Annotated in this window: 23 protein-coding genes; 1 reads left to right on the top strand and 22 read right to left on the bottom strand. The window is 41.4% G+C overall.

Going from position 1 to position 19,061, the window contains the following annotated elements:
- Positions 1-248: 248 nt before the first annotated feature.
- On the bottom strand, positions 249-605 hold the full coding sequence (locus MM817_RS11725) for a rhodanese-like domain-containing protein (protein WP_241715474.1): 357 nt from the start codon (positions 603-605) through the stop codon (positions 249-251).
- A gap of 342 nt (positions 606-947) precedes the next feature.
- Entirely contained in the window at positions 948-2,312 is a 1,365-nt protein-coding gene (locus MM817_RS11730) for an FAD-binding oxidoreductase (RefSeq protein ID WP_241715282.1), read from the bottom strand.
- A 543-nt stretch (positions 2,313-2,855) separates the two neighbouring features.
- On the opposite strand from MM817_RS11730, the gene MM817_RS17000 reads away from it, so the two are divergent.
- Positions 2,856-2,981: a hypothetical protein gene (locus MM817_RS17000; RefSeq protein WP_272879941.1), complete on the top strand. Its 126-nt coding sequence runs from the start codon at positions 2,856-2,858 to the stop codon at positions 2,979-2,981.
- A gap of 222 nt (positions 2,982-3,203) precedes the next feature.
- Here the strand turns inward: MM817_RS17000 and MM817_RS11735 are convergent, their stop codons facing one another.
- The 20 genes from MM817_RS11735 to ribD form a co-directional block, all read right to left on the bottom strand.
- Positions 3,204-3,623 carry a helix-turn-helix domain-containing protein gene (locus MM817_RS11735; RefSeq protein ID WP_241715283.1) on the bottom strand — a complete coding sequence of 140 codons (420 nt, stop codon included), beginning with the start codon at positions 3,621-3,623 and terminating at the stop codon, positions 3,204-3,206.
- A gap of 441 nt (positions 3,624-4,064) precedes the next feature.
- Complete coding sequence (locus tag MM817_RS11740; protein WP_241715285.1) at positions 4,065-4,877, bottom strand: histidinol-phosphatase; 813 nt, start codon at positions 4,875-4,877, stop codon at positions 4,065-4,067.
- A gap of 24 nt (positions 4,878-4,901) precedes the next feature.
- Positions 4,902-5,546: a thiamine phosphate synthase gene (thiE, locus tag MM817_RS11745; RefSeq protein WP_241715287.1), complete on the bottom strand. Its 645-nt coding sequence runs from the start codon at positions 5,544-5,546 to the stop codon at positions 4,902-4,904.
- Between the two features lie 51 nt (positions 5,547-5,597).
- Entirely contained in the window at positions 5,598-5,762 is a 165-nt protein-coding gene (locus MM817_RS11750; protein ID WP_241715289.1) for a hypothetical protein, read from the bottom strand.
- A 44-nt stretch (positions 5,763-5,806) separates the two neighbouring features.
- Complete coding sequence (locus MM817_RS11755) at positions 5,807-7,579, bottom strand: sensor histidine kinase (RefSeq protein WP_241715291.1); 1,773 nt, start codon at positions 7,577-7,579, stop codon at positions 5,807-5,809.
- Positions 7,576-8,292, bottom strand: a complete 717-nt coding sequence (locus MM817_RS11760; protein ID WP_241715292.1) for a response regulator transcription factor — start codon at positions 8,290-8,292, stop codon at positions 7,576-7,578. Before MM817_RS11760 ends, MM817_RS11755 begins: the two co-directional genes overlap by 4 nt.
- A gap of 12 nt (positions 8,293-8,304) precedes the next feature.
- Complete coding sequence (locus MM817_RS11765; protein ID WP_241715301.1) at positions 8,305-9,078, bottom strand: pseudouridine synthase; 774 nt, start codon at positions 9,076-9,078, stop codon at positions 8,305-8,307.
- A gap of 12 nt (positions 9,079-9,090) precedes the next feature.
- Positions 9,091-9,624, bottom strand: a complete 534-nt coding sequence (locus MM817_RS11770) for a spore maturation protein (protein WP_241715303.1) — start codon at positions 9,622-9,624, stop codon at positions 9,091-9,093.
- A complete protein-coding gene (locus tag MM817_RS11775) occupies positions 9,621-10,226 on the bottom strand; it encodes a nucleoside recognition domain-containing protein (protein WP_241715305.1) in 606 nt (201 codons plus the stop codon). Before MM817_RS11775 ends, MM817_RS11770 begins: the two co-directional genes overlap by 4 nt.
- 57 nt (positions 10,227-10,283) lie before the next feature.
- The gene (locus MM817_RS11780; protein WP_241715307.1) at positions 10,284-11,492 is read right to left on the bottom strand and encodes a D-alanyl-D-alanine carboxypeptidase family protein; all 1,209 of its coding nucleotides are present in this window, start codon (positions 11,490-11,492) and stop codon (positions 10,284-10,286) included.
- A 79-nt stretch (positions 11,493-11,571) separates the two neighbouring features.
- The gene (ytfJ, locus tag MM817_RS11785; protein ID WP_241715319.1) at positions 11,572-12,009 is read right to left on the bottom strand and encodes a GerW family sporulation protein; all 438 of its coding nucleotides are present in this window, start codon (positions 12,007-12,009) and stop codon (positions 11,572-11,574) included.
- The gene (locus MM817_RS11790; protein ID WP_241715321.1) at positions 11,945-12,625 is read right to left on the bottom strand and encodes a DUF2953 domain-containing protein; all 681 of its coding nucleotides are present in this window, start codon (positions 12,623-12,625) and stop codon (positions 11,945-11,947) included. The genes ytfJ and MM817_RS11790 overlap by 65 nt, the downstream gene beginning before the upstream one ends.
- Before the next feature lie 55 nt (positions 12,626-12,680).
- Complete coding sequence (gene scpB, locus MM817_RS11795) at positions 12,681-13,220, bottom strand: SMC-Scp complex subunit ScpB (protein WP_241715323.1); 540 nt, start codon at positions 13,218-13,220, stop codon at positions 12,681-12,683.
- Positions 13,220-13,969, bottom strand: coding sequence for a segregation and condensation protein A (locus tag MM817_RS11800; RefSeq protein ID WP_241715325.1), 750 nt, complete (start codon positions 13,967-13,969; stop codon positions 13,220-13,222). The genes scpB and MM817_RS11800 overlap by 1 nt, the downstream gene beginning before the upstream one ends.
- Positions 13,966-14,619 carry a site-2 protease family protein gene (locus MM817_RS11805; protein ID WP_241715327.1) on the bottom strand — a complete coding sequence of 218 codons (654 nt, stop codon included), beginning with the start codon at positions 14,617-14,619 and terminating at the stop codon, positions 13,966-13,968. Before MM817_RS11805 ends, MM817_RS11800 begins: the two co-directional genes overlap by 4 nt.
- A 55-nt stretch (positions 14,620-14,674) precedes the next feature.
- A complete protein-coding gene (locus MM817_RS11810; RefSeq protein WP_241715329.1) occupies positions 14,675-15,457 on the bottom strand; it encodes a spermidine synthase in 783 nt (260 codons plus the stop codon).
- A 15-nt stretch (positions 15,458-15,472) separates the two neighbouring features.
- Positions 15,473-15,943, bottom strand: a complete 471-nt coding sequence (gene ribH, locus MM817_RS11815) for a 6,7-dimethyl-8-ribityllumazine synthase (RefSeq protein ID WP_241715331.1) — start codon at positions 15,941-15,943, stop codon at positions 15,473-15,475.
- Between the two features lie 11 nt (positions 15,944-15,954).
- Positions 15,955-17,145 carry a bifunctional 3,4-dihydroxy-2-butanone-4-phosphate synthase/GTP cyclohydrolase II gene (locus tag MM817_RS11820; protein ID WP_241715333.1) on the bottom strand — a complete coding sequence of 397 codons (1,191 nt, stop codon included), beginning with the start codon at positions 17,143-17,145 and terminating at the stop codon, positions 15,955-15,957.
- Between the two features lie 26 nt (positions 17,146-17,171).
- On the bottom strand, positions 17,172-17,834 hold the full coding sequence (locus tag MM817_RS11825; RefSeq protein WP_241715335.1) for a riboflavin synthase: 663 nt from the start codon (positions 17,832-17,834) through the stop codon (positions 17,172-17,174).
- A 42-nt stretch (positions 17,835-17,876) separates the two neighbouring features.
- Positions 17,877-18,992, bottom strand: coding sequence for a bifunctional diaminohydroxyphosphoribosylaminopyrimidine deaminase/5-amino-6-(5-phosphoribosylamino)uracil reductase RibD (ribD, locus tag MM817_RS11830; RefSeq protein ID WP_241715337.1), 1,116 nt, complete (start codon positions 18,990-18,992; stop codon positions 17,877-17,879).
- Between the last annotated feature and the right edge of the window lie 69 nt (positions 18,993-19,061).

A 19,061-nucleotide genomic window follows, 5' to 3' on the forward strand; every position in this document is an offset into this window, starting at 1 on the left:
AAAAATTGTATTTGAATAAGTAGGAATACTAAAATCTCATATCATTAGAATAAACAATGTAAGGTAACATTTCAATAAAAACCATGACCAAATTGCTGTAGATCATAATCTATATTCTATCCATTACAATCACCTCATTGCCACCTTGCACTAGATTTGCAATCGTACAAAAACAAAAATTTTATCATGTAGATAATCCATGCATACGCGAGCACTCGCTTATCTGTAAACATGAGCGTCGCCCCTTCTTATCTTACTGAGATCGCTACCCGATTTACTTTTGCCTGTTCGAGGTATTTAGCCACGACATAGCCACCACTCATGTTTTGTACTTGTGTAAAGCCATGTCCTTTAAGGATTTGATGGGCAAAATAGCTCCGCTGACCGGATCGACAATAAAGGATCGTTGGCTTTTGAGGATCTAATTCGGCGATTCGTGTGCGCAACTCATCGAGTGGAATATTGATCGCATGGGGCAACATCCCTTTGGCCGTTTCATCCGGTCTTCTCACGTCCACAATTTGAAACTGCAAAGGATCCGTTGGCCATTCGTTAAGTAGTTCTACTGTCCCATCATATACATGTTCTGCTGCCATACCAGCCATAATCACCGGATCTTTCGCCGACGAAAAAGGTGGGGCATAGGCGAGATCGAGATGTACGCTCAGTCCACATTCTTGGCTTGCTTCCTTGCACTGCGCGGGTCTTACCTGCCCCCTTTTTTGAACAGGCTCTTTTAGAAATTACACCGAAGTTTGTTGTACGCTATAAGAGTCCAAATTGATCAATGGTTTCATAGATATGTTCCATTCACGTTAAACAATTATCGATATCTAGCTTCATCAAACATTAAAGCAACTTCTAAATAAGCATAACAAATGAATCTCAGCTGTAGATTACTCTGAGATTCATTTTATTCAATATCTGTGCATGTGTATGTACTTACACTACTCGTCAATGAGTTTACCAGGATTCATGATGGAAGTGGGATCAATGAGATGTTTAATCGCTTGCATAAGGGCTAATGATGATCCATGTTCAAGTAATTGATATTTTTTCTTACCAAGTCCCACCCCATGTTCACCCGTACAAGTACCCCCACATGCTAAAGAGAAACGCACAAGTTGCTCATTCACCATTGAGACGCGCTCCATTTCGTCTGGATTATGAGGATCCACCAATAAAATAGCATGGTAATTGCCATCTCCTACATGTCCTACTATCCCACCGTGTACTTGATGTTCTTTTATAGCATTTGTTGCATCGACTACTGCTGCCGGTAACTTCGACAATGGTACGCATACATCTGTTGCCATCTGCTCTTTGCCTTTAACACTTGCGCGAAAAGCGAGTGCCGCAACGTGTCTACTATCCCAAAGTTTGCGACGGCTTGCCTCATCTTTAACCGTCTCTACACTACTTAGACCCTCATCTCGCATCAAAGTGACGGCAAGTTCAACATCATATTCTATCGATTTTTGCGTTCCTTGAAACTCCAAAAAAAGCGTAGGTGAAACAGGATACTCTACACTTTTATAGCGATTAATTGCATCCATAATGGCTTCATCTACTAACTCAATTCTAGTAACGGGGATACCGGCACCCATGATCATGGTTGAAGCTTTGACACACTGCTCTACACTTTCAAAAGTAGCACGAACAGCAATCGTAGATTCTTGAATTCCATATACTTTTAACCAAATTTCCGTAAAAACACCGAGTGTACCTTCAGATCCGACAAATAAACCAGTCAAATTCAGTCCAGATGCGGACTTTGCAGCAAGCGTCCCTGTTTGAATGACAGTAGCATCAGGCAAAACCACTTCTATAGAACGGATTTGATCTCGCATGACACCATAGCGCACGGTCGTTGTACCACTTGCATTGGTTGCAGTCATTCCTCCAATAGACGCATTTGCTCCAGGATCTACAGAGAAAAATAGTCCATAACGCGCGAGTTCTGCATTGAGTTGATCTTTAGTCACTCCAGGTTGAACACAAACCAGAAAGTCATCTGCCCTCACTTCGAGTATTTTGTTCATTTCGGTCATATCTAAACTAATGCCACCACGTACAGGGATTACTTGACCTTCTAAACTACTTCCAATCGCAAATGGAATCACAGGAATATTGTGTGTCTTTGCATATGTCATCACTTTAACTACATCCTCTGTCGTATGCGGATATACGACAACATCTGGGTTATGCGGTGTATGATAGGATTCATCTCGACTGTGATGATTCACAACCGTTTCATTTTGTGATACTTGTTCGATCGTTAATAGTGACCGCAAGTCAGAGATTAATGACATGTTATCTCCCCCTCTCACCCAATCATACAATACCCTTTGTCCTTTTGACTATGGACGAACACGATACTAAATCAAAGTTTATGTACAGGCTCTTTACTCAGAAAATGGGCAAGGCACCCCCGACATCCGCCTCTACAAATATAAATTCTTCACGTATCTTAGAGCATCAAACAATGAGGAGTGACATCATGGGTACATTTGGAGGATATACACACTGGGCAGTCGTTTTTTTAATTATTTTCGTTTTGTTCTTCTTGCTAGTCCCTGTTTACCAACAAGTATGTAAAACAGTTCCTGTATATTAATCTTTATATAAAATAAAAGCAGGCGGTAATGACAATCTGCCTGTTTTTATTTTATCGAACGTACCGTAAAACCTCTTGCTTTAGTTCATTCACCTACGGTATCAGCCTATACAGAACATGAAAGAGTCGCGTACATTATATTATCCGGCTTTATTATTCATGAGAGTAGAAGGATTATCGCAAGTATTCTTTTCTCTCATGACTTTTGTGCGCGGATGAAGTGAACCATAAGGAGGGATTGACTGTGGGCGTTTTTGGTGCATACACACGTTGGGCGGTCGTATTTTTAATTATCTTTGTCCTGTTCTTCCTCTTTGTACCGACCGGTTATGGTGCAGCTAATGCTGGTGTTGCTGGTTACTAAGAACGATTCAGGCAGCTGCATCCGAGCAGCCGCCTGATTTTTTTAAATACAATCATTCATAAGTACACAATTGCCTGTCCTAATAAAATATTCCGACTTTAATTTACGAATCAATGCCATACTAGTCTATATCATCTTTATCCGTGTTGGATGTGTCATTCATATGCTTAACTAGTATAGGGTAGCTTTACGCTGCAATTGCCACCTATGTAGAAAAGCTAGCTAAAATGTTTCATTTGATAAGTTTCGCAGTTTCTTTCTCTGCATCATGATATCGATCAATGCACACAATACATCATAATCAGTCTCTTCTAATCGACTGACGCGTAACGCCATCGCAAGATACGGTTGAGCTGATTCTCGCATGACAAAGCTTTGCAGATAACCAGGTAAATCACTAGGCCCACCATAACTTGTGTCATCGGGTAAACTTGTCACTTCAGTCCCCTCACAAAAAAATCCAATCGGTACACCCAATGCTTCCGCAATACGAATGGCATATTCCAGCGATGGTTGCCTGTGCCCTCTTTCTATTGAACTAATATGAGGCGTAGAAATTCCAGTGCGATAGGCAATTTCCTGCTGTGTCAGATCTCGTTTGTGCCTAAGTATTCGAATTTTACGTCCAAGTTCATTATCCAAGTAGATCCCCCCGTATCATATAACTGATTAATCTTAACGAAAATAATAATACTATACAAATGTAGAATATGTAAATAGTAAACATAATAAGCTTTGAAAGGACTCCATTGGAGAATTAAAAAATACATCATCTAGAATGCATGTGATAACTGAGAACTTAAATTGTATTTTGTTTATAATTATTAGTACAGTATGATCATTTCTTAAAATATAACTAGATAATTATTCTAATTAAGTAGTACAACTTGAAATCGGTGAAATGATGAACCTATATTGAAATTATGATATTTACATTAAAATATGAGTATTAATTTATAATTGTGTGCTACTATGGTTTTAAAAACGTATGCATACATATAAAAGAATATAAAAAAACGCTCCCTACATATCAGGCGAGCGTAACTTGTCATTCCCCACGTTCGTATGAGTATTAAGCGATCATTAGGAGATAGGTTCTGCAACGCGCTTTCTTTGAGAAAATGTAATGAGTTTTGTGTATCCTGTATGTTTAGCTAAAGCAATGGCTTGATCATAATCAGCTCCAACATCTTCCGGTCGATGAGCATCTGAATTAATCACAATAGGCACATCATATTTATAACAAGTGCTGAGAAACTGAGGTGCGGGATATAATTTCCCCACTGGTTTACGCAAACCTGCAGTCGACACTTCTATGACAGAATGATTATGTGCAAATGATTCAGCCAAACGTTCATACCAATCCTGTAAAAATGCAGCATCATTAGGTTCATGTCCAAAAACTTTTATTACATCTGCATGTCCTACAAAATCAAATAGTTGACTCTCTACCATTCGCTGCAAAATAGAAAAATACTCATCATATGTTTTCTTGAGGTCGCGATTCACCCACTGTGACTTCATTTCCAATAAATCAAAACCAAAGTCACCTAGCCAATGCACTGATCCAATGACGTAATCAAACGGATAAGAACGAATAAAGGTCTCCAATTCACGTTCTGTTCCAGGTATGTAATCCAACTCAATCCCAAATTTAACATGATGACCTGCTTGTCGAGCTGCTAGAATCATCCCATAATATTCATCCAAGTCTTCTGTTCGACGCTCTCGAGTCCATGGATTATCTAATAAATGAGCTGTTTGTTTAAATCGATAGGCATGTTCAGACACACCGTATTCTTCAATACCGCGCGACCTTGCAGTCTCAATAAAATGCAATAACCATTCGACAGTATATGGTCCACGTTCTGTATGAGTGTGATAATCAGTTAACATCCACATCATTCCTCCTACTATATACTACTTGAGTTGCATTTCTTTGCGCATCTTGGCTTGATCAATGCGCATACGAAAAAGTTGTGTTGCTTTCTCAATATCATCTGTTGCAAATATACCACTTACAATGGCTAAAGCATCAACACCTAATTGAATGAGTTCATCTACAACTGATAGTGTAATTCCGCCAATCGCAACGATAGGAATGTCTACCGCTTGTCGGATGTTTTTAATTTCTTCAGATGGCACCACAGATTTTGCATCTTTTTTTGTTGAAGTCGGATATACAGGTCCTAGTCCAATGTAATGAGCACCCTGTATCTTTGCAAGGCGTGACTCTGTTACATCGTGTGTCGATATACCAATACGCATGTCTGAACCTACTAATTGTCTTGCATCGTCTATAGAAATATCATCTTGACCAAGATGAATCATATCAGCCTGACATAAGAGAGCCACATCAATGCGATCATTAACGGCAAATAGAGCTCCTGTATCTTCGCATACTTTTTTAATTTCTTTACCGATCCTGACAAGTTCTTTGCCGTCTAGCTGTTTTTCACGCAATTGAATGACATCCGCTCCGCCCCGCAGAGCTGCCTTCACTGAGTCTACTATGGACACACCAGGAGCTAGAAGTTCCGATCCAGTAATAGCATACAGATTCACATACAATCCTCCTTTACCACTGTAGACAACTACAGATAAATTATGTTCAGTTTACCACATACATTTGACTCCGTAACGTCCTGTTTTTGTTTTAAACACGTAAACATACCGTGGGGAGCGTTTGCTGAGGATAAATCCTTCTTCGCGCATTCTAGCAGCAAGGCATCCTGCTTGAAATTCGCTGTCATATAGTTTTCCACTATAGATCCATGCCAAATCCTCACCCCCTACGATTGTTTCAGAACGTCAGTAACTGCATATTAAGTGACTTGCTCACACGGACGACCAGTTGCAGGTAGAAAAATTGTAAACGTTGTTCCTTGATCCACAACGCTGCGAACTCCAATATCACCGTGATGTGAACGTATCAAACTTCTTGCAATGGCTAAACCAAGACCGGTACCACCATGGCCACGTGTGCGTGCCTTATCAGCTTTATAAAAACGCTCAAAGACAAAGGGTAAATCCTCTATAGAAATACCTTCCCCTGTATCCACAATTCTTAACATGGCTTGCTGTTCTGTTCTAGTCAAACTAAGCGTTACCCCACCTTGACTCGTATGACGTACCGCATTGTCAACAAGGTTAGTTAGCACCTGCTCCAACCGATCAGAATCACCACAAATCATAATGGGTTCTTCATTGATTACAATTTCCAAATCCAACTTTCGTTCTGCAAATACACCTTGAAATTTACGTGCCACTCTACGTACAAGTAAAGCAAAATCAAGAGTTTCCATTTTCATAGAAAAATGTCCTGCTTCTACTTGCGCCAAATCCAATAATTCATTGACTAGACGCCTCATACGAAGCGACTCATCATGAATAATTTGCGTAAGCTCAATACGTGCCTGAGGATCATCTCCAAAATCATCAAGTAACGCTTCCGTATATCCTTGTAATAAACTAAGCGGAGTTCGAAGTTCGTGTGACACATTTGCCACAAAGTCTTTTCTCAAGCGATCTAGTCTACGTTGCTCCGTAATATCACGAACAACAGCGAGCGTTCCTCGTAATTTTAGAGGAATATCAGGATCGTACAAGGGTGTCATTGTCACCGTGATATCTCGACCATTCCACTGAACAGATCGTTCAATCGTCGATTTTGACTGAAGTGTATCTCTTTGTAATTGAACGAGTTCAGCAGGCCAATCAATGGTCATATTTTCAAGTGAAGATAGAGCACTGACTGCTCGAAACCAACGTCTAGCTGCCGGATTTAAGATCGTAAATCGACCTGTTAAATCGGTAACTACTACTGCATCTGTCATTGCTCCTAGAATACCTGCAATTTGCTCTTTCTCACGCGTGAGGTCACGTACAGTCTGCTCTAATTCTGAGGCTACGTGATTAAATGTTTGACCCAGTCTTCCCACCTCATCTTGCGTCATCACGCGAACACGAGTATCAAATCTCCCCTTTGCCATTTCTGCTGCAGCCTCATTCATTTCAATCAGTGGACGTGAGAGATTTTGGGAAACAACAAAAGCCAACCCTGTTGTCAAAAGTGTTCCCAAAACAACGGCGAAAATAATGAGACTTGGGATTGTATGTGAGGGATTTCCTGCAACATCTTCTGATTCTGTGATTAATAAAAAAGCGCTAATTTGATTGAATGGATTCACAATAGGCATAACAGCATATAACCCTGTTTGTTCATCAGGGGTTTTAATAAATGTTGGTACACCTTGTTCAATAATCGGTTGATCATGGGCTAAGAGCGATTGTTGACTGGGACTTAGTTGAGCAATATAGTGTTGTACTTCTATACTTTGCCCTGGTGGCGCAACAAGGTAGTAATGACTGTGTAATGCAGACATGACATGAGTAATTTGTGAATTCAAGAGTTGATCTGGTTCTTGTTGCAAGAGCTGACTCACAAGAATAGCCTGACTGGTTAAGTCACGTCTTTGCATCGAATCCACATACGAATTAAAAAACTGTTCTAGATACATCGCTAAAATAAATAGAACGATCACCACGACGGCGATGATCGTTACCCACAGCTTTAATACGACGCTTCGTCGAATCACAATTCGACCACCTCAAACTTATATCCAACACCCCACACCGTATGAATATGTTGGGGTACCAAATCAGAAGCACGCCCCAATTTTTCTCGCAACCTTTTTACATGCGTATCAACCGTTCTCTGATCTCCAAAAAATTGATAGTTCCACACATCGCGAAGTAATTCCTCACGACTAAATACTTTTTCTGGTCTTTGTGCTAAATATAACAAAAGCTCGAATTCTTTTGGTGTAAGAGAGACTTCCTTATCCTCGACGAGTACTTTACGTGCATCGACGTTGATCACAAGCCCAGGAAAGGAGAGAATGTGCGTCATTGTTGAAGCTGGTTGCGGTTCAACCTGTGGAGCCCCAATTCTTCGCAAAAGTGCTTTTACACGCATTACTAGTTCACGCGGGCTAAACGGTTTGACAACATAATCGTCTGCGCCCACTTCAAACCCATGAACGCGATTGCTTTCATCACCAGCTGCAGTTAGCATGATAATAGGAGTATCTTTGTATTGGCGCAATTCAGCACACACATCACGACCGTCCATACCAGGGAGCATAAGGTCTAAAATAATCAAAGAATACTCCGATTCAAGTGCCATCGCTAACGCTTCAGTTCCATCTTCCGCCTCATCAACCAAAAAGTTGTTGCGCTCTAAGTACATACGTACAAGACGCCGAATGCGTTCTTCATCGTCAACAACTAAAATTCGTTCTGGATTCATAGATTCATCTCCTTACCGTGATGTTCGATAGCTACCATCCATACCAACTTGTTGTTTTAATTGGTCAATTTCCCATGAACTTAACATCCGCCATTGGCCTGGCCGCAATCCACGCAAATTAAGTGAAGAATAGTGGGTTCGCGTAAGCTTTATACATGGATGCTCTACTAATTCTAACATGTTTCTTACTTGACGATTTCTACCTTCATGAATAGAAATAGTCAATTTTGTTGTTTGACCATCTGTTCCTAAGATTGATACTTTTGCAGGTGCCGTGAGTCGCCCTTCCATCCGAACTCCTTTTTCTAACTGTCGCTTTGCAGATTCTGATACTTCACCTTCTACAATGGCTTCATAGGTCTTCGTAACGCCAAAGCTCGGGTGCATAAGGCGATTTGCTAACTCACCATCGTTAGTTAGTACGAGTGCCCCACTGGTTAGATAGTCTAATCTCCCTATAGGAAATAGGCGTTCTTGTACGCCTTGTATGCAGTCTAACACAGTTTTACGGCCTTGTGGATCATAGGCAGTCGTCACTGTCCGTATAGGTTTATATAAAAGGATATAAACATGTTTTTTCCCTTGAAGGGAAAGTGCTGTTCCATCCACTTCAATCTTATCCGATCGTTTTACTTTGTAACCCAACTGATTGATTATTTTTCCATTTACCTTCACTCTTCGTTCTTCGATCATGATTTCAGCATTGCGTCTTGATGTCACACCTGCATTGGCAATAACCTTTTGGAGCCTCTCCCCCTCCGTGTCTGTTCCACGCGTTTCTTTCATACTCATCACCGCTCACTTTCCAAACATCATACTCACAGCCCAGATCGATGCAAACACACTTACTAAGTCTGATAATAGACCAACTTTCACTGAATATCTAGGTTTTCTAATGCCTACACTGCCATAATATACGGTTAGGACGTATAAAGTGGTATCTGTACTACCTTGCATCGTAGAAGCGACGCGACCAAGAAAGGAATCAGTACCTGCATGTTTAAACAAATCAGTAACTAAAGCGAGCGATCCTGATCCGGAAATTGGACGAAGCAATGCAAGCGGAACTAACTCCGCAGGAAAATGTATGATGTGCAGTAAAGGAGATAGGGCTTGAATAAATAATTGCAATGCACCAGAAGCGCGAAACACGCTTACAGCCACCATCATCGCAACGAGATGCGGAATTAAGCTCACAGATGTCGTGAAACCTTCCTTTGCACCTTCAGTAAAGGATTCGTATAAGGGAACCTTGTGTACAATGCCTGCGATTAAAATGGCTGCGATTGTCATAGGCAGTGCAAACGCTGAAATTGTAGCAAATACACTCATGATCGGTTCCTCCTACGGCAACGGATCTGCTCTGTGCGGCGAAAAAAACGATCGAGTATAATGGCTGCACCTGTTGCAATCAGCGTTGCAAGAATGGTACTACCAATAATTTCCCCTGGATTTTTAGAGTGAAACTCCATTCGCAGACCAATCATTGTAGCTGGAATGAGTGTTAAGCTAGCCGTGTTCATAGCGAGTAGCGTGCACATAGCATCGGATGCAACATCAGATGTCCCATTCAATGTTTGAAGCTCTTGCATCGCCTTTAACCCAAGAGGCGTAGCAGCATTCCCTAAACCCAAAATATTTGCACTCATATTAGCAATGAGAGCGCCCATTGCAGGGTGGTCACTTGGTACAGATGGGTACAACCACGTAGCAAACGGACGAAGGCGTTTGGACAGAATTTGAATAAGTCCTGATTCCTCAGCAATCTTCATCATACCCAACCAAAATGCGATCACACTAATAAGTCCTAATGAAATGAATACACCATCTTTTGCTCCCGTTAGTACTCCTTCAGTAACCATGTGAATACGTCCAGTCAAAGCAGCTACAATAATGCCGCTCATAAATAGACTGAACCAGATAAAATTCATCAAGGTATTCTCCTCCCCCGAGCGAACCCCTGTGAATTGACGTATGAATTACGTCAATTGTTATAGAAATAAATCCCGAATGTGACCCCATAATCCTTTAGGTTTAACTGCCCCAGTTGTCACAAGATGCGCTTCACCAAGTTTCATCCCTTTAAAGAAATACTGTACAGTTCCTGCAACTTGTCCCTCTTTCACTGGTGCTGCAAGTCGTTTTATTTGTATAACTCGTGATTCAATTTGTTCTTCTTCTCCTTTACGCATGACAAAATTCACTTGACCTACTGCTTTTAACGGTATAGTAGAGACAGTACCATATTGGACGTTTGCGTTCGCATGAACAGGTGCCAGTTGAACGACATTACGAGTTTCAAATGCCGTCAATCCATAAGTGAGTAATTGTTTCGAATCAACCCAATCATTCCCATCTCTCAAAACAATTAATGCAACTTGCCTATTCCCGCTTGATGCAGAAGAAGCCAAACACCGTCCAGAGAGTTTTGTAAATCCTGTTTTTACACCATCTGCATTAGGCATCATCCACAACATTTTATTTTTATTTTTTAGCTTCCGTTCCCATTTTTGACCTTGCCATGGGATGGTGTAAAATTTCGTGCTTACTATCTGCTTAAATAATGGATTGCGTAATGCTGTCGCTGTAATGATCGCCATATCATGAGCAGATGAATAATGGTCTTTATGATCTAACCCATGTGGGTTCATAAAATGGCTTTCATGTAAGCCTAATTTTTGTACTTGATCATTCATCATCTTTGCAAATTTTTCAGAAGATCCCCCACCTAAAAATTCAGCAATTGCCATGGCCGAATCATTCCCACTTCGCAACATCATGGCATAAGTAAGATTGCGTAAAGATTGTTTCTCTCCCTGCGCCAAGTAAATAGATGATCCTTCTTGACGTACTGCATTGGGTGAAGCGGTCACAGTTTGATCTAGCTTTCCAGAGCGCACAGAAATCCAAGCAGTAATGATTTTTGTTAAACTAGCAATTCGCATACGTTTGTGTGCATTTTTCTCATAGAGAATACGACCAGTATTGACATCAATCAGACATGCCGATTCTGCAGAATTACCAGTTTCTTGAACATTCATGGTTTGCGCTTGTGGTATCGGTGTACGGGAACGCACTTTAGCAGATACGTCTGAGCTAGCTGTAAAACTAAGTAACAGCAAAGTAAGCATAGCGATGTGAACACGATGCCACATGACTTTTTTGTTTGCCTTTTGTACGATATGCGGTGACTTGTCCATATAGAAGCACTCCCTTGCAATTCTCCAATAGAAGACAAAACAAGCGCTTTGGTAGCGCTTGCCCTGTATATTGTATTCCTCACATTGGCGGTGTTGGCGTACTATTATGCTCTGCTCGCTTATTCTTCGTAAAGGCCTCAAGACGATCAACTAATGTTGGTGCAAGATCAATTAAGCGATCGTACAATTGATTCCCAGGTTCAGCCGACAAAAGTTTAACACCATGTTGTCCAACGATTAAAAAACCCATGGGTGCAATCGATACTCCACCTCCAGCTCCACCACCAAATGGGAGCGCTTGAGCATCAGGTCCATGATTAACTGCGGCTGCTTTATCGCGGCCTAAGCGAAATTCAGTACCCCCTGCCGCAAAACCAAATCCTACTCTTGAGATCGGAAGGATCACATTACCATCTGGCGTTTCTACTGGATCTCCAATAATTGTATTTACGTCAATCATTTCCTTCAGATTTTCCATTGCTGTCTGCATTAGGGATTGAATCGGATGTTCTTGCATGTGCACCCCCCATTTTCAACAACCATAGTAATTTTGCCCCAGCGACCATAGTCTTTCCTATAGACACAGTTCCTATCCAGGTAGTGCTTGTCTTAAGTGTTGGCGAATAATAATCAGGGATCACATAAAGATACGGGGGATTTCGAAAGGAGAGAAACTGCGTAGCTATACCTACTACTGAGGTTTGAAAAAACCAAACTAAGCCACAAAGAATGCCTGTTACAGCTGCGTCACTTGCCCCAATGGTCGTCGTCCAAGAACACTCTACAATTGAAATTTTTTGTGTGAGTTTAATTAATACCGGAAAAAAAATATCTATTTGCGTAAATACAACGTACAATTGCTGTAGTTGCTTTTTTCGACGAGCTACTTTTTTTATATTGCTTTGAATACGATCAACCGTTTGCTCTTGCTTTGATGTCATCATAGCTACCAGCGAATCCACAGTGAGTGCCGGAACAGACCACTGCTTATGAATGCGAATAAAATAAAGGTAACGAAAGGATACCCTTACCTGCTCAGCTGTAGGTCCATGCTCAAAATGCACATGAAAGCGGATCGGAGCAAAGAGTAAAATACATAAAAATGCTACAATACATATAAGCCACCAAAACACGCCCGATCCTCCCCGACACATTCATCGAGGATACTATTTCCTATTTTTATACACATTATTCATCGCTACGGACAAGCTTTTGAAATTCACCAATCGGAGGTAAGTCATTCGAATTTTGTAACCCAAAATAATCAAGAAATTCAGAAGTGGTTTCAAATAAAAAAGGACGTCCTGGTCCCTCAGCGCGTCCTGCCTCTTTGATCAAGCCGCGTGCAACAAGTGTTGCTATTGCTTTCTCCGCTTTGACACCACGAATCTCTTCAATATCACTACGGGTAATAGGTTGCCTATAAGCAATAATAGCCAACGTTTCTAAAGCCGCTTGCGATAATGGGGCAGGTGCTGGCACTAACGCTAACTTACGCAAATAAGGTGTTAACGTCGCAAGTGTATTTAACTGCCATACGCTTGCTATTCGCATAATTAGAAACGAGCGCCCTTCGCGTTGCTGTTTTTCTTCTAGTTTCATACATAAATCATAAACATCCTGCTCATCCATCTCTAAAACGGTTGCGATTTGTTTGTCGCTAAGTCCTTCTGACCCTGCCACAAATAAAAGTCCTTCAAGCACTGACAACGGGTCCAGAGTAATCATTATTGAATCTTCCTCAGCTCTATCCATATATCCCCAAATTGTTCCTCCTGCCAACACATAATCTTATTTAATCGTATCAGTTCTAAAACAGCTAAAAAAACAGTTACAATTTCTTTGCGATGATGTGACTGTATGAGAGACGAAAAGTTAGTTTTTTCTTGACGTAGCACTTTTAAGATGGCGTTCATCCGCTCCGGTATGGTTTCTCGATCGCGAATAACACTAACATCTAAGGTTGATTGTGTTCGTGAAAGAGCACGCATCACTGCTTCTTGTAAATGAATTAATTCTAATCCCGCAAGAAAGTCAGGTACAGTTGGTAATTCTCGATATGGTGTAAGGGGTGTGGGCAAACGTCCGATGCACTGTGCACGATAAACTTGTTTGAGCGATAATGTCTGCGCAACCATCTTAAATGCTTTGTATTCGATTAGACGTTCTTTTAGATCTAGTTCTGAATCAATACCCACTTCTCCATCTTCATCCATATGTGCATCTTTATCTCCACGTTTAGGTAGAAGTGAGCGTGATTTTAAAGCAATTAACGTAGCTGCCATCACTAAAAACTCACTTGCAATTTCTAATTTGAACTCCATCGACTGCTTTAAATAGGCCATATACTGATCGGTCACGCGAGCAATCGGGACTTCGTGAATATTCATTTTGTCGCTTTCTATAAGATGAAGCAATAAATCGAGTGGTCCCTCAAATGATTGTAGTGAAATTAGGTAATTTTGATCAGTCTTCATGCTACCAATCCAAAAAGACTCATAATGCCCGAAATGGCACTATTGATCACCATTCCACCAAGAGTTGTACCACCAATCGGGAGAATTAATATCAAAACAAGAAAAAATGGTCCCACACGTTCAAACTGATTAGCCCGACTCAGCCAACGCGGCGGAAGAGAGTATCTTAATATTTTCCAACCATCCAACGGTGGCACAGGAATTAAATTGAAGATAAATAACGCAATATTGACAACAGCAAGCCAAAAACTCAAATTAGCCATAAACATTCCAATGCCAGTAAGCCAAAATGCAGATCCTGAACTACTAATAGCGAGTAATGCTAAAATAGCGAGTAGTGCAAGGATAGCGTTCATCAATGGCCCTGCAAGAGAAATGAGAACAATACCTACTTGGCGATTGATTCGAATTTTATTTGGATTAAATGTAACAGGTTTTGCCCATCCAAAATTCACAATCAAAATCATAAGCAATCCAAGTAAGTCTAGATGAGCAAGAGGATTTAAAGTCACGCGGCCCTCTTTCTTTGCCGTATCATCACCTAGGAATAACGCCATACGTGCATGTCCATACTCGTGTACTGCAAGACCAATGACAAAAGCGAGGAGCCTAAAGATAAAGCCTGTACCAAAAAATGAAAACAGTCCCACGGGCGCAATTCGCTCCTCTACTGAATGTTAAGCGTTCTATTACTCTTGTTTTAAACTACTTTTGTTTTAAACGCCATGGTAGAATTTTAGCATATGGTGCAAAATAACGTTTTCCCTTATCAATTTCGCGCATACAGTTCTTGCGCAAATCAGTGAGAAGCAGACTTGTTTCGGTTTGATTGTGCGCAAATAAAATAATATTTTGTGATATGAATGGCAGAGGGCCAAGTGCTACGTAATAAGTTGGCCCAATTATCTGCGCTAATAGTGTATACAGGTTCCAAAAATGATGTTGTTTTGGACCTGCAGTTGTCATAATCACATTCATCGCTACTATGCCTTCTGGAGCTAAATGACGTCGTATCTTATCGATAAATGCTTCACTAAAGAAACTCGTGGGAGTTTGTTCGTGAAAAAAAACATCAATAAAAATAAGATCGAACACGTCGTCTATGCGGTCGAGATACTTCAAACCATCTTCTGCAAAGTATCGACACCGCTGATCGGTCGGTAAACCAAAAAAACGTGCAGCGACCTCAATTACCTGTTCATCCAAGTCAATTCCAGTAACATGTGCTTCCCTATGCCTTCGATGAATGTGTCTAATCGCTGTCCCTGTACCAACACCGATAGCCAAAAAATTTTGTACGGTAGGAAGCCATGCTACATGAAGCGCAAAAGCCTGTTGATAGGGAAAATATAATCGTTCCGGTTGTTCAATGGCTAAAGCTCCTTGCCATCCTGAACCTTCTTCGCCAAAGCGCATATAGCGAACACCACTTCGTTCTCCCACTTGAATAGCTTGATAGATAGAATTCGCCTTATAAATGATCGTCACGAGTCAAATCCACATTCACAGGGATAACGAACGATGTAAATTAGCCATCTCAATGGCCGTGACAGCAGCTTCCCAACCCTTGTTGCCAGCCTTCGTTCCTGCACGCTCTATCGCTTGTTCAATTGTATCTGTAGTAAGCACACCAAAACACACAGGAATACCACTGTGCAGTGCTGTGGATGCAATTCCCTTAGCTGTCTCAGCTGCGACAAAGTCAAAATGAGGAGTTGATCCGCGAATCACTGCTCCTAATGCAATAATGGCATCATAACGACCTGACTCAGCCATTTTTTTTGCAATCAACGGGATTTCAAACGCCCCAGGTACCCAGGCCACATCGACCCGTTCGGCTTCCACGCCATGACGTATTAACGAATCTTGTGCACCAGATAGCAGTCTAGTAGAGATAAAATCATTAAATCGTGCAATCACAATTCCTATGCGCAAACCAGTACCAACCAGATGACCCTCAAATACTTGTCCCATTTTCATACCCCTTATAAGTTTAATAAATGCCCAAGTTTAGATTTTTTGGTGTTCAAATATCGTTCATTAAAAGCACTTGCGTCTATTTCGATGGGAACACGTTCAACCACAGTCAACCCATGTCCACTTAATCCACTTATTTTCCGTGGATTATTGGTTAATAATTTCATTTGGCCAACGCCAATATCTTTTAAAATTTGTGCACCAATTCCATAATCGCGCAAATCAGCGGCAAAGCCAAGTTCATGGTTAGCTTCTACTGTGTCTAGGCCTTGTTCCTGCAAATGGTATGCCTTAATCTTATTAATTAAACCAATTCCGCGGCCTTCTTGCCGCATATACACAAGAACTCCTTGCCCTGCTTCTGCAATTTGCGTAAGAGCAGCATGAAGTTGTGGTCCGCAATCACACCTCCAAGATCCAAAAACATCTCCTGTTAAACACTCTGAGTGTACTCTAACTAACGTAGGAACAAGAGGATCAATTTCACCCATCACAAGTGCAATATGCTCTTTTCCATCCAATGTATTGGTGTATGCGATAATTTTAAAATCTCCAAATTCAGTAGGAAGATCAGCCTCCGCTACACGTGTGACTAATTGTTCTTGTTCCTTGCGATAGGCAATCAGATCAGCGACAGTAATCATGTGCAAATCAAACTCTTTAGCAAGTAATTCAAGATCTGGCCTACGTGCCATTGTCCCATCAGGCTTTAAAATTTCACAAATAACACCAGCAGGATAGGCATCACATAGTCGAGCTAGATCGACAGCGGTTTCAGTATGCCCTGCACGCCTCAAAACCCCTCCTTTTTTCGCGATAAGGGGGAAAATATGCCCAGGCCGTTTGAAATCTCCTGCCGTACTAGTAGGTGAAATCAGAGCATTTACCGTAGCTGCGCGTTCTGCTGCGGAAATCCCAGTTGTTGTAGATATGTGATCCACTGAGATGGTGAATGCAGTTTCGAGTGTATCTGTGCTTTTTTCAACCATAGGAGTTAATTGTAGTTCCATTGCTCGTTCTTCTGTGATCGGTACACAAACCAGACCACGACCATGTGTAATCATAAAATTAATTGTTTGTGGTGTAGCTAATTCTGCAAGAGCGATAAAATCTCCTTCATTTTCACGCCCCTCATCATCTGTCACAATGACCACTTGTCCTTTTTTTAACGCTTCTACTGCTTTTTCTACAGTCGACATATCTATATCATCCCTTGTCCAGACGTTCAGTAACCCCATTCACGAAGTTGCTGTTCAGTAATTAAACCTGATGAATGTGTATCATTGCTCTTATTTTTAGGGGACAGCCCAAGGAGACGTTCGACATATTTCCCAATCATATCGACCTCCAAATTTACTTTTAACCCTGGCCCCGCATGTTGTATGGTGGTCATCGTTGCTGTGTGCGGGATAACTGATACTTGAAAGGAATGAGATGAAACTGTCATGACAGTTAAGCTAACTCCATCCACTGCAATAGATCCTTTTTCAACAATATATCGCATAAGATCTTCATTTGCTGCAATCGTTATTACATGGGCAATATCATCTCGATCTACTGCTGTAATCTGGCCAACGTCATCAATATGCCCTGCAACAAGATGTCCATCTAATCGACCACCTAATTGCAATGCCCGTTCCAGATTTACCATCGATCCTTTCATCAAAAACTGCAGTGCAGTGCGTTTTACAGTCTCTGGAACTGCATCGACTACCATAAAACCATTTCCTTGTTTTGTGATCGTGAGACAGACGCCGTTTACAGAGACACTGTCACCTATTTTTGTGTGCGCAAACAACTTCTTTGCAGCAATCGATAACAACAGTGCGCGCCCTGTTCGTTCTATTTTTATAACCGTGCCCATCTCTTCAATTAGTCCAGTGAACAAGTTCATTCCCTCTATCTGTTATCCATATGACCAAAAGTGCATTCAATCCAACAGCGTTTCATCGGTATACACCGGTTTACCAATGGTCAATTCATCAGCACCTATGGTTTTCCGTACAATATCCTTGAGTCTAATCGGAAAGGATTGGCCACTAGATTGATGAGATTGTTTTAAGGTAGGCCAACCGCTCCCAAGAAAAACTGGCGCATGAAACATCCATACCTCATCAACAGCTTGTGCATCTAAGAATGCCTGCGCAAGTGTACTTCCACCCTCTAGTAACACGTGTCGTAGTCCACGTTCACCCATCAAAGCAAGTGCTTCACGGATCATCTCATCCTCTTCTAATGAATGTAAGTGCACGACTTCTACTCCGCACGCTCGGAGCTCCTCTGCTTTTGTAGGGTCAGCAGTTGGTGAGCACAGAATCACTGTGGATACGGCTTGATCTGTCACTACACGTGCACCAACAGGGGTTCGCAACATGTGATCGAAAATATAGCGAATGGGATTTCTCCCATTGGCGATCTGACGTGTTGTGAGCTGCGGATTATCTTGAATAATCGTATTAACACCAACCATGATGGCATCTACTTGATTGCGTAATTGATGTGTCTCTCGTTGTGCTTCTGTTCCTGTAAGCGCAAGTGGTGTTCCATCCGTTGTCGCTATCCAACCATCCATAGACGCAGCTAACTTCAACGTAACAAATGGGCGCTGATGTTCAATATAATGTAGATATATTTTATTTAGGGATCTAGCCTCAGATTCCAATAGTCCAACTTCGACCGTAATTCCTGCATCCCTCAGAATGGCTATGCCTTTTCCTGCAACTAATGAAAATGGATCTCTCATCGCGATGACAGCGCGTTGAATACCTGCTTTAACTAAAGCATGTGCACAGGGGGGTGTTTTACCATAATGTGCACATGGTTCTAGCGTAACATAAAGAGTGCTCTCAAACGCATCGTCTGCTGCCATATCTAACGCGTGAATCTCTGCGTGCTTCTTCCCGGATTGAAGATGTGCACCAAATCCTACGATTCTGTTCCCTTTAACTAATACAGCTCCTACCAGAGGATTTGGGCTTGTTCGACCAGTAGCAAATGTAGCTAGTTGAATCGCCATCCGCATATACTCTTCGTCACCAATAGGCACGAGAACGCCCCCACTCCTTAGAGGATGTTAAATGCACAATCAGGCAAATAAAAAAGCGCCATAGTGATG

The sequence above is a fragment of the Sulfoacidibacillus ferrooxidans genome (assembly GCF_022606465.1).
Classification (GTDB): Bacteria; Bacillota; Bacilli; order Alicyclobacillales; family SLC66; genus Sulfoacidibacillus; species Sulfoacidibacillus ferrooxidans.

What these genes read in the sequence shown, in the direction of transcription:
- MM817_RS11725 (WP_241715474.1), bottom strand. Translation starts at nt 605, where the DNA reads ATGGCTGGTATGGCAGCAGAACATGTATATGATGGGACAGTAGAACTA.
- MM817_RS11730 (WP_241715282.1), bottom strand. Translation starts at nt 2,312, where the DNA reads ATGTCATTAATCTCTGACTTGCGGTCACTATTAACGATCGAACAAGTA.
- MM817_RS11740 (WP_241715285.1), bottom strand. Translation starts at nt 4,877, where the DNA reads ATGTTAACTGATTATCACACTCATACAGAACGTGGACCATATACTGTC.
- MM817_RS11760 (WP_241715292.1), bottom strand. Translation starts at nt 8,292, where the DNA reads ATGAATCCAGAACGAATTTTAGTTGTTGACGATGAAGAACGCATTCGG.
- MM817_RS11765 (WP_241715301.1), bottom strand. Translation starts at nt 9,078, where the DNA reads ATGAAAGAAACGCGTGGAACAGACACGGAGGGGGAGAGGCTCCAAAAG.
- MM817_RS11770 (WP_241715303.1), bottom strand. Translation starts at nt 9,624, where the DNA reads ATGAGTGTATTTGCTACAATTTCAGCGTTTGCACTGCCTATGACAATC.
- MM817_RS11780 (WP_241715307.1), bottom strand. Translation starts at nt 11,492, where the DNA reads ATGGACAAGTCACCGCATATCGTACAAAAGGCAAACAAAAAAGTCATG.
- ytfJ (WP_241715319.1), bottom strand. Translation starts at nt 12,009, where the DNA reads ATGCAAGAACATCCGATTCAATCCCTAATGCAGACAGCAATGGAAAAT.
- scpB (WP_241715323.1), bottom strand. Translation starts at nt 13,220, where the DNA reads ATGATTACTCTGGACCCGTTGTCAGTGCTTGAAGGACTTTTATTTGTG.
- MM817_RS11800 (WP_241715325.1), bottom strand. Translation starts at nt 13,969, where the DNA reads ATGAAGACTGATCAAAATTACCTAATTTCACTACAATCATTTGAGGGA.
- ribH (WP_241715331.1), bottom strand. Translation starts at nt 15,943, where the DNA reads ATGGGACAAGTATTTGAGGGTCATCTGGTTGGTACTGGTTTGCGCATA.
- MM817_RS11820 (WP_241715333.1), bottom strand. Translation starts at nt 17,145, where the DNA reads ATGTCGACTGTAGAAAAAGCAGTAGAAGCGTTAAAAAAAGGACAAGTG.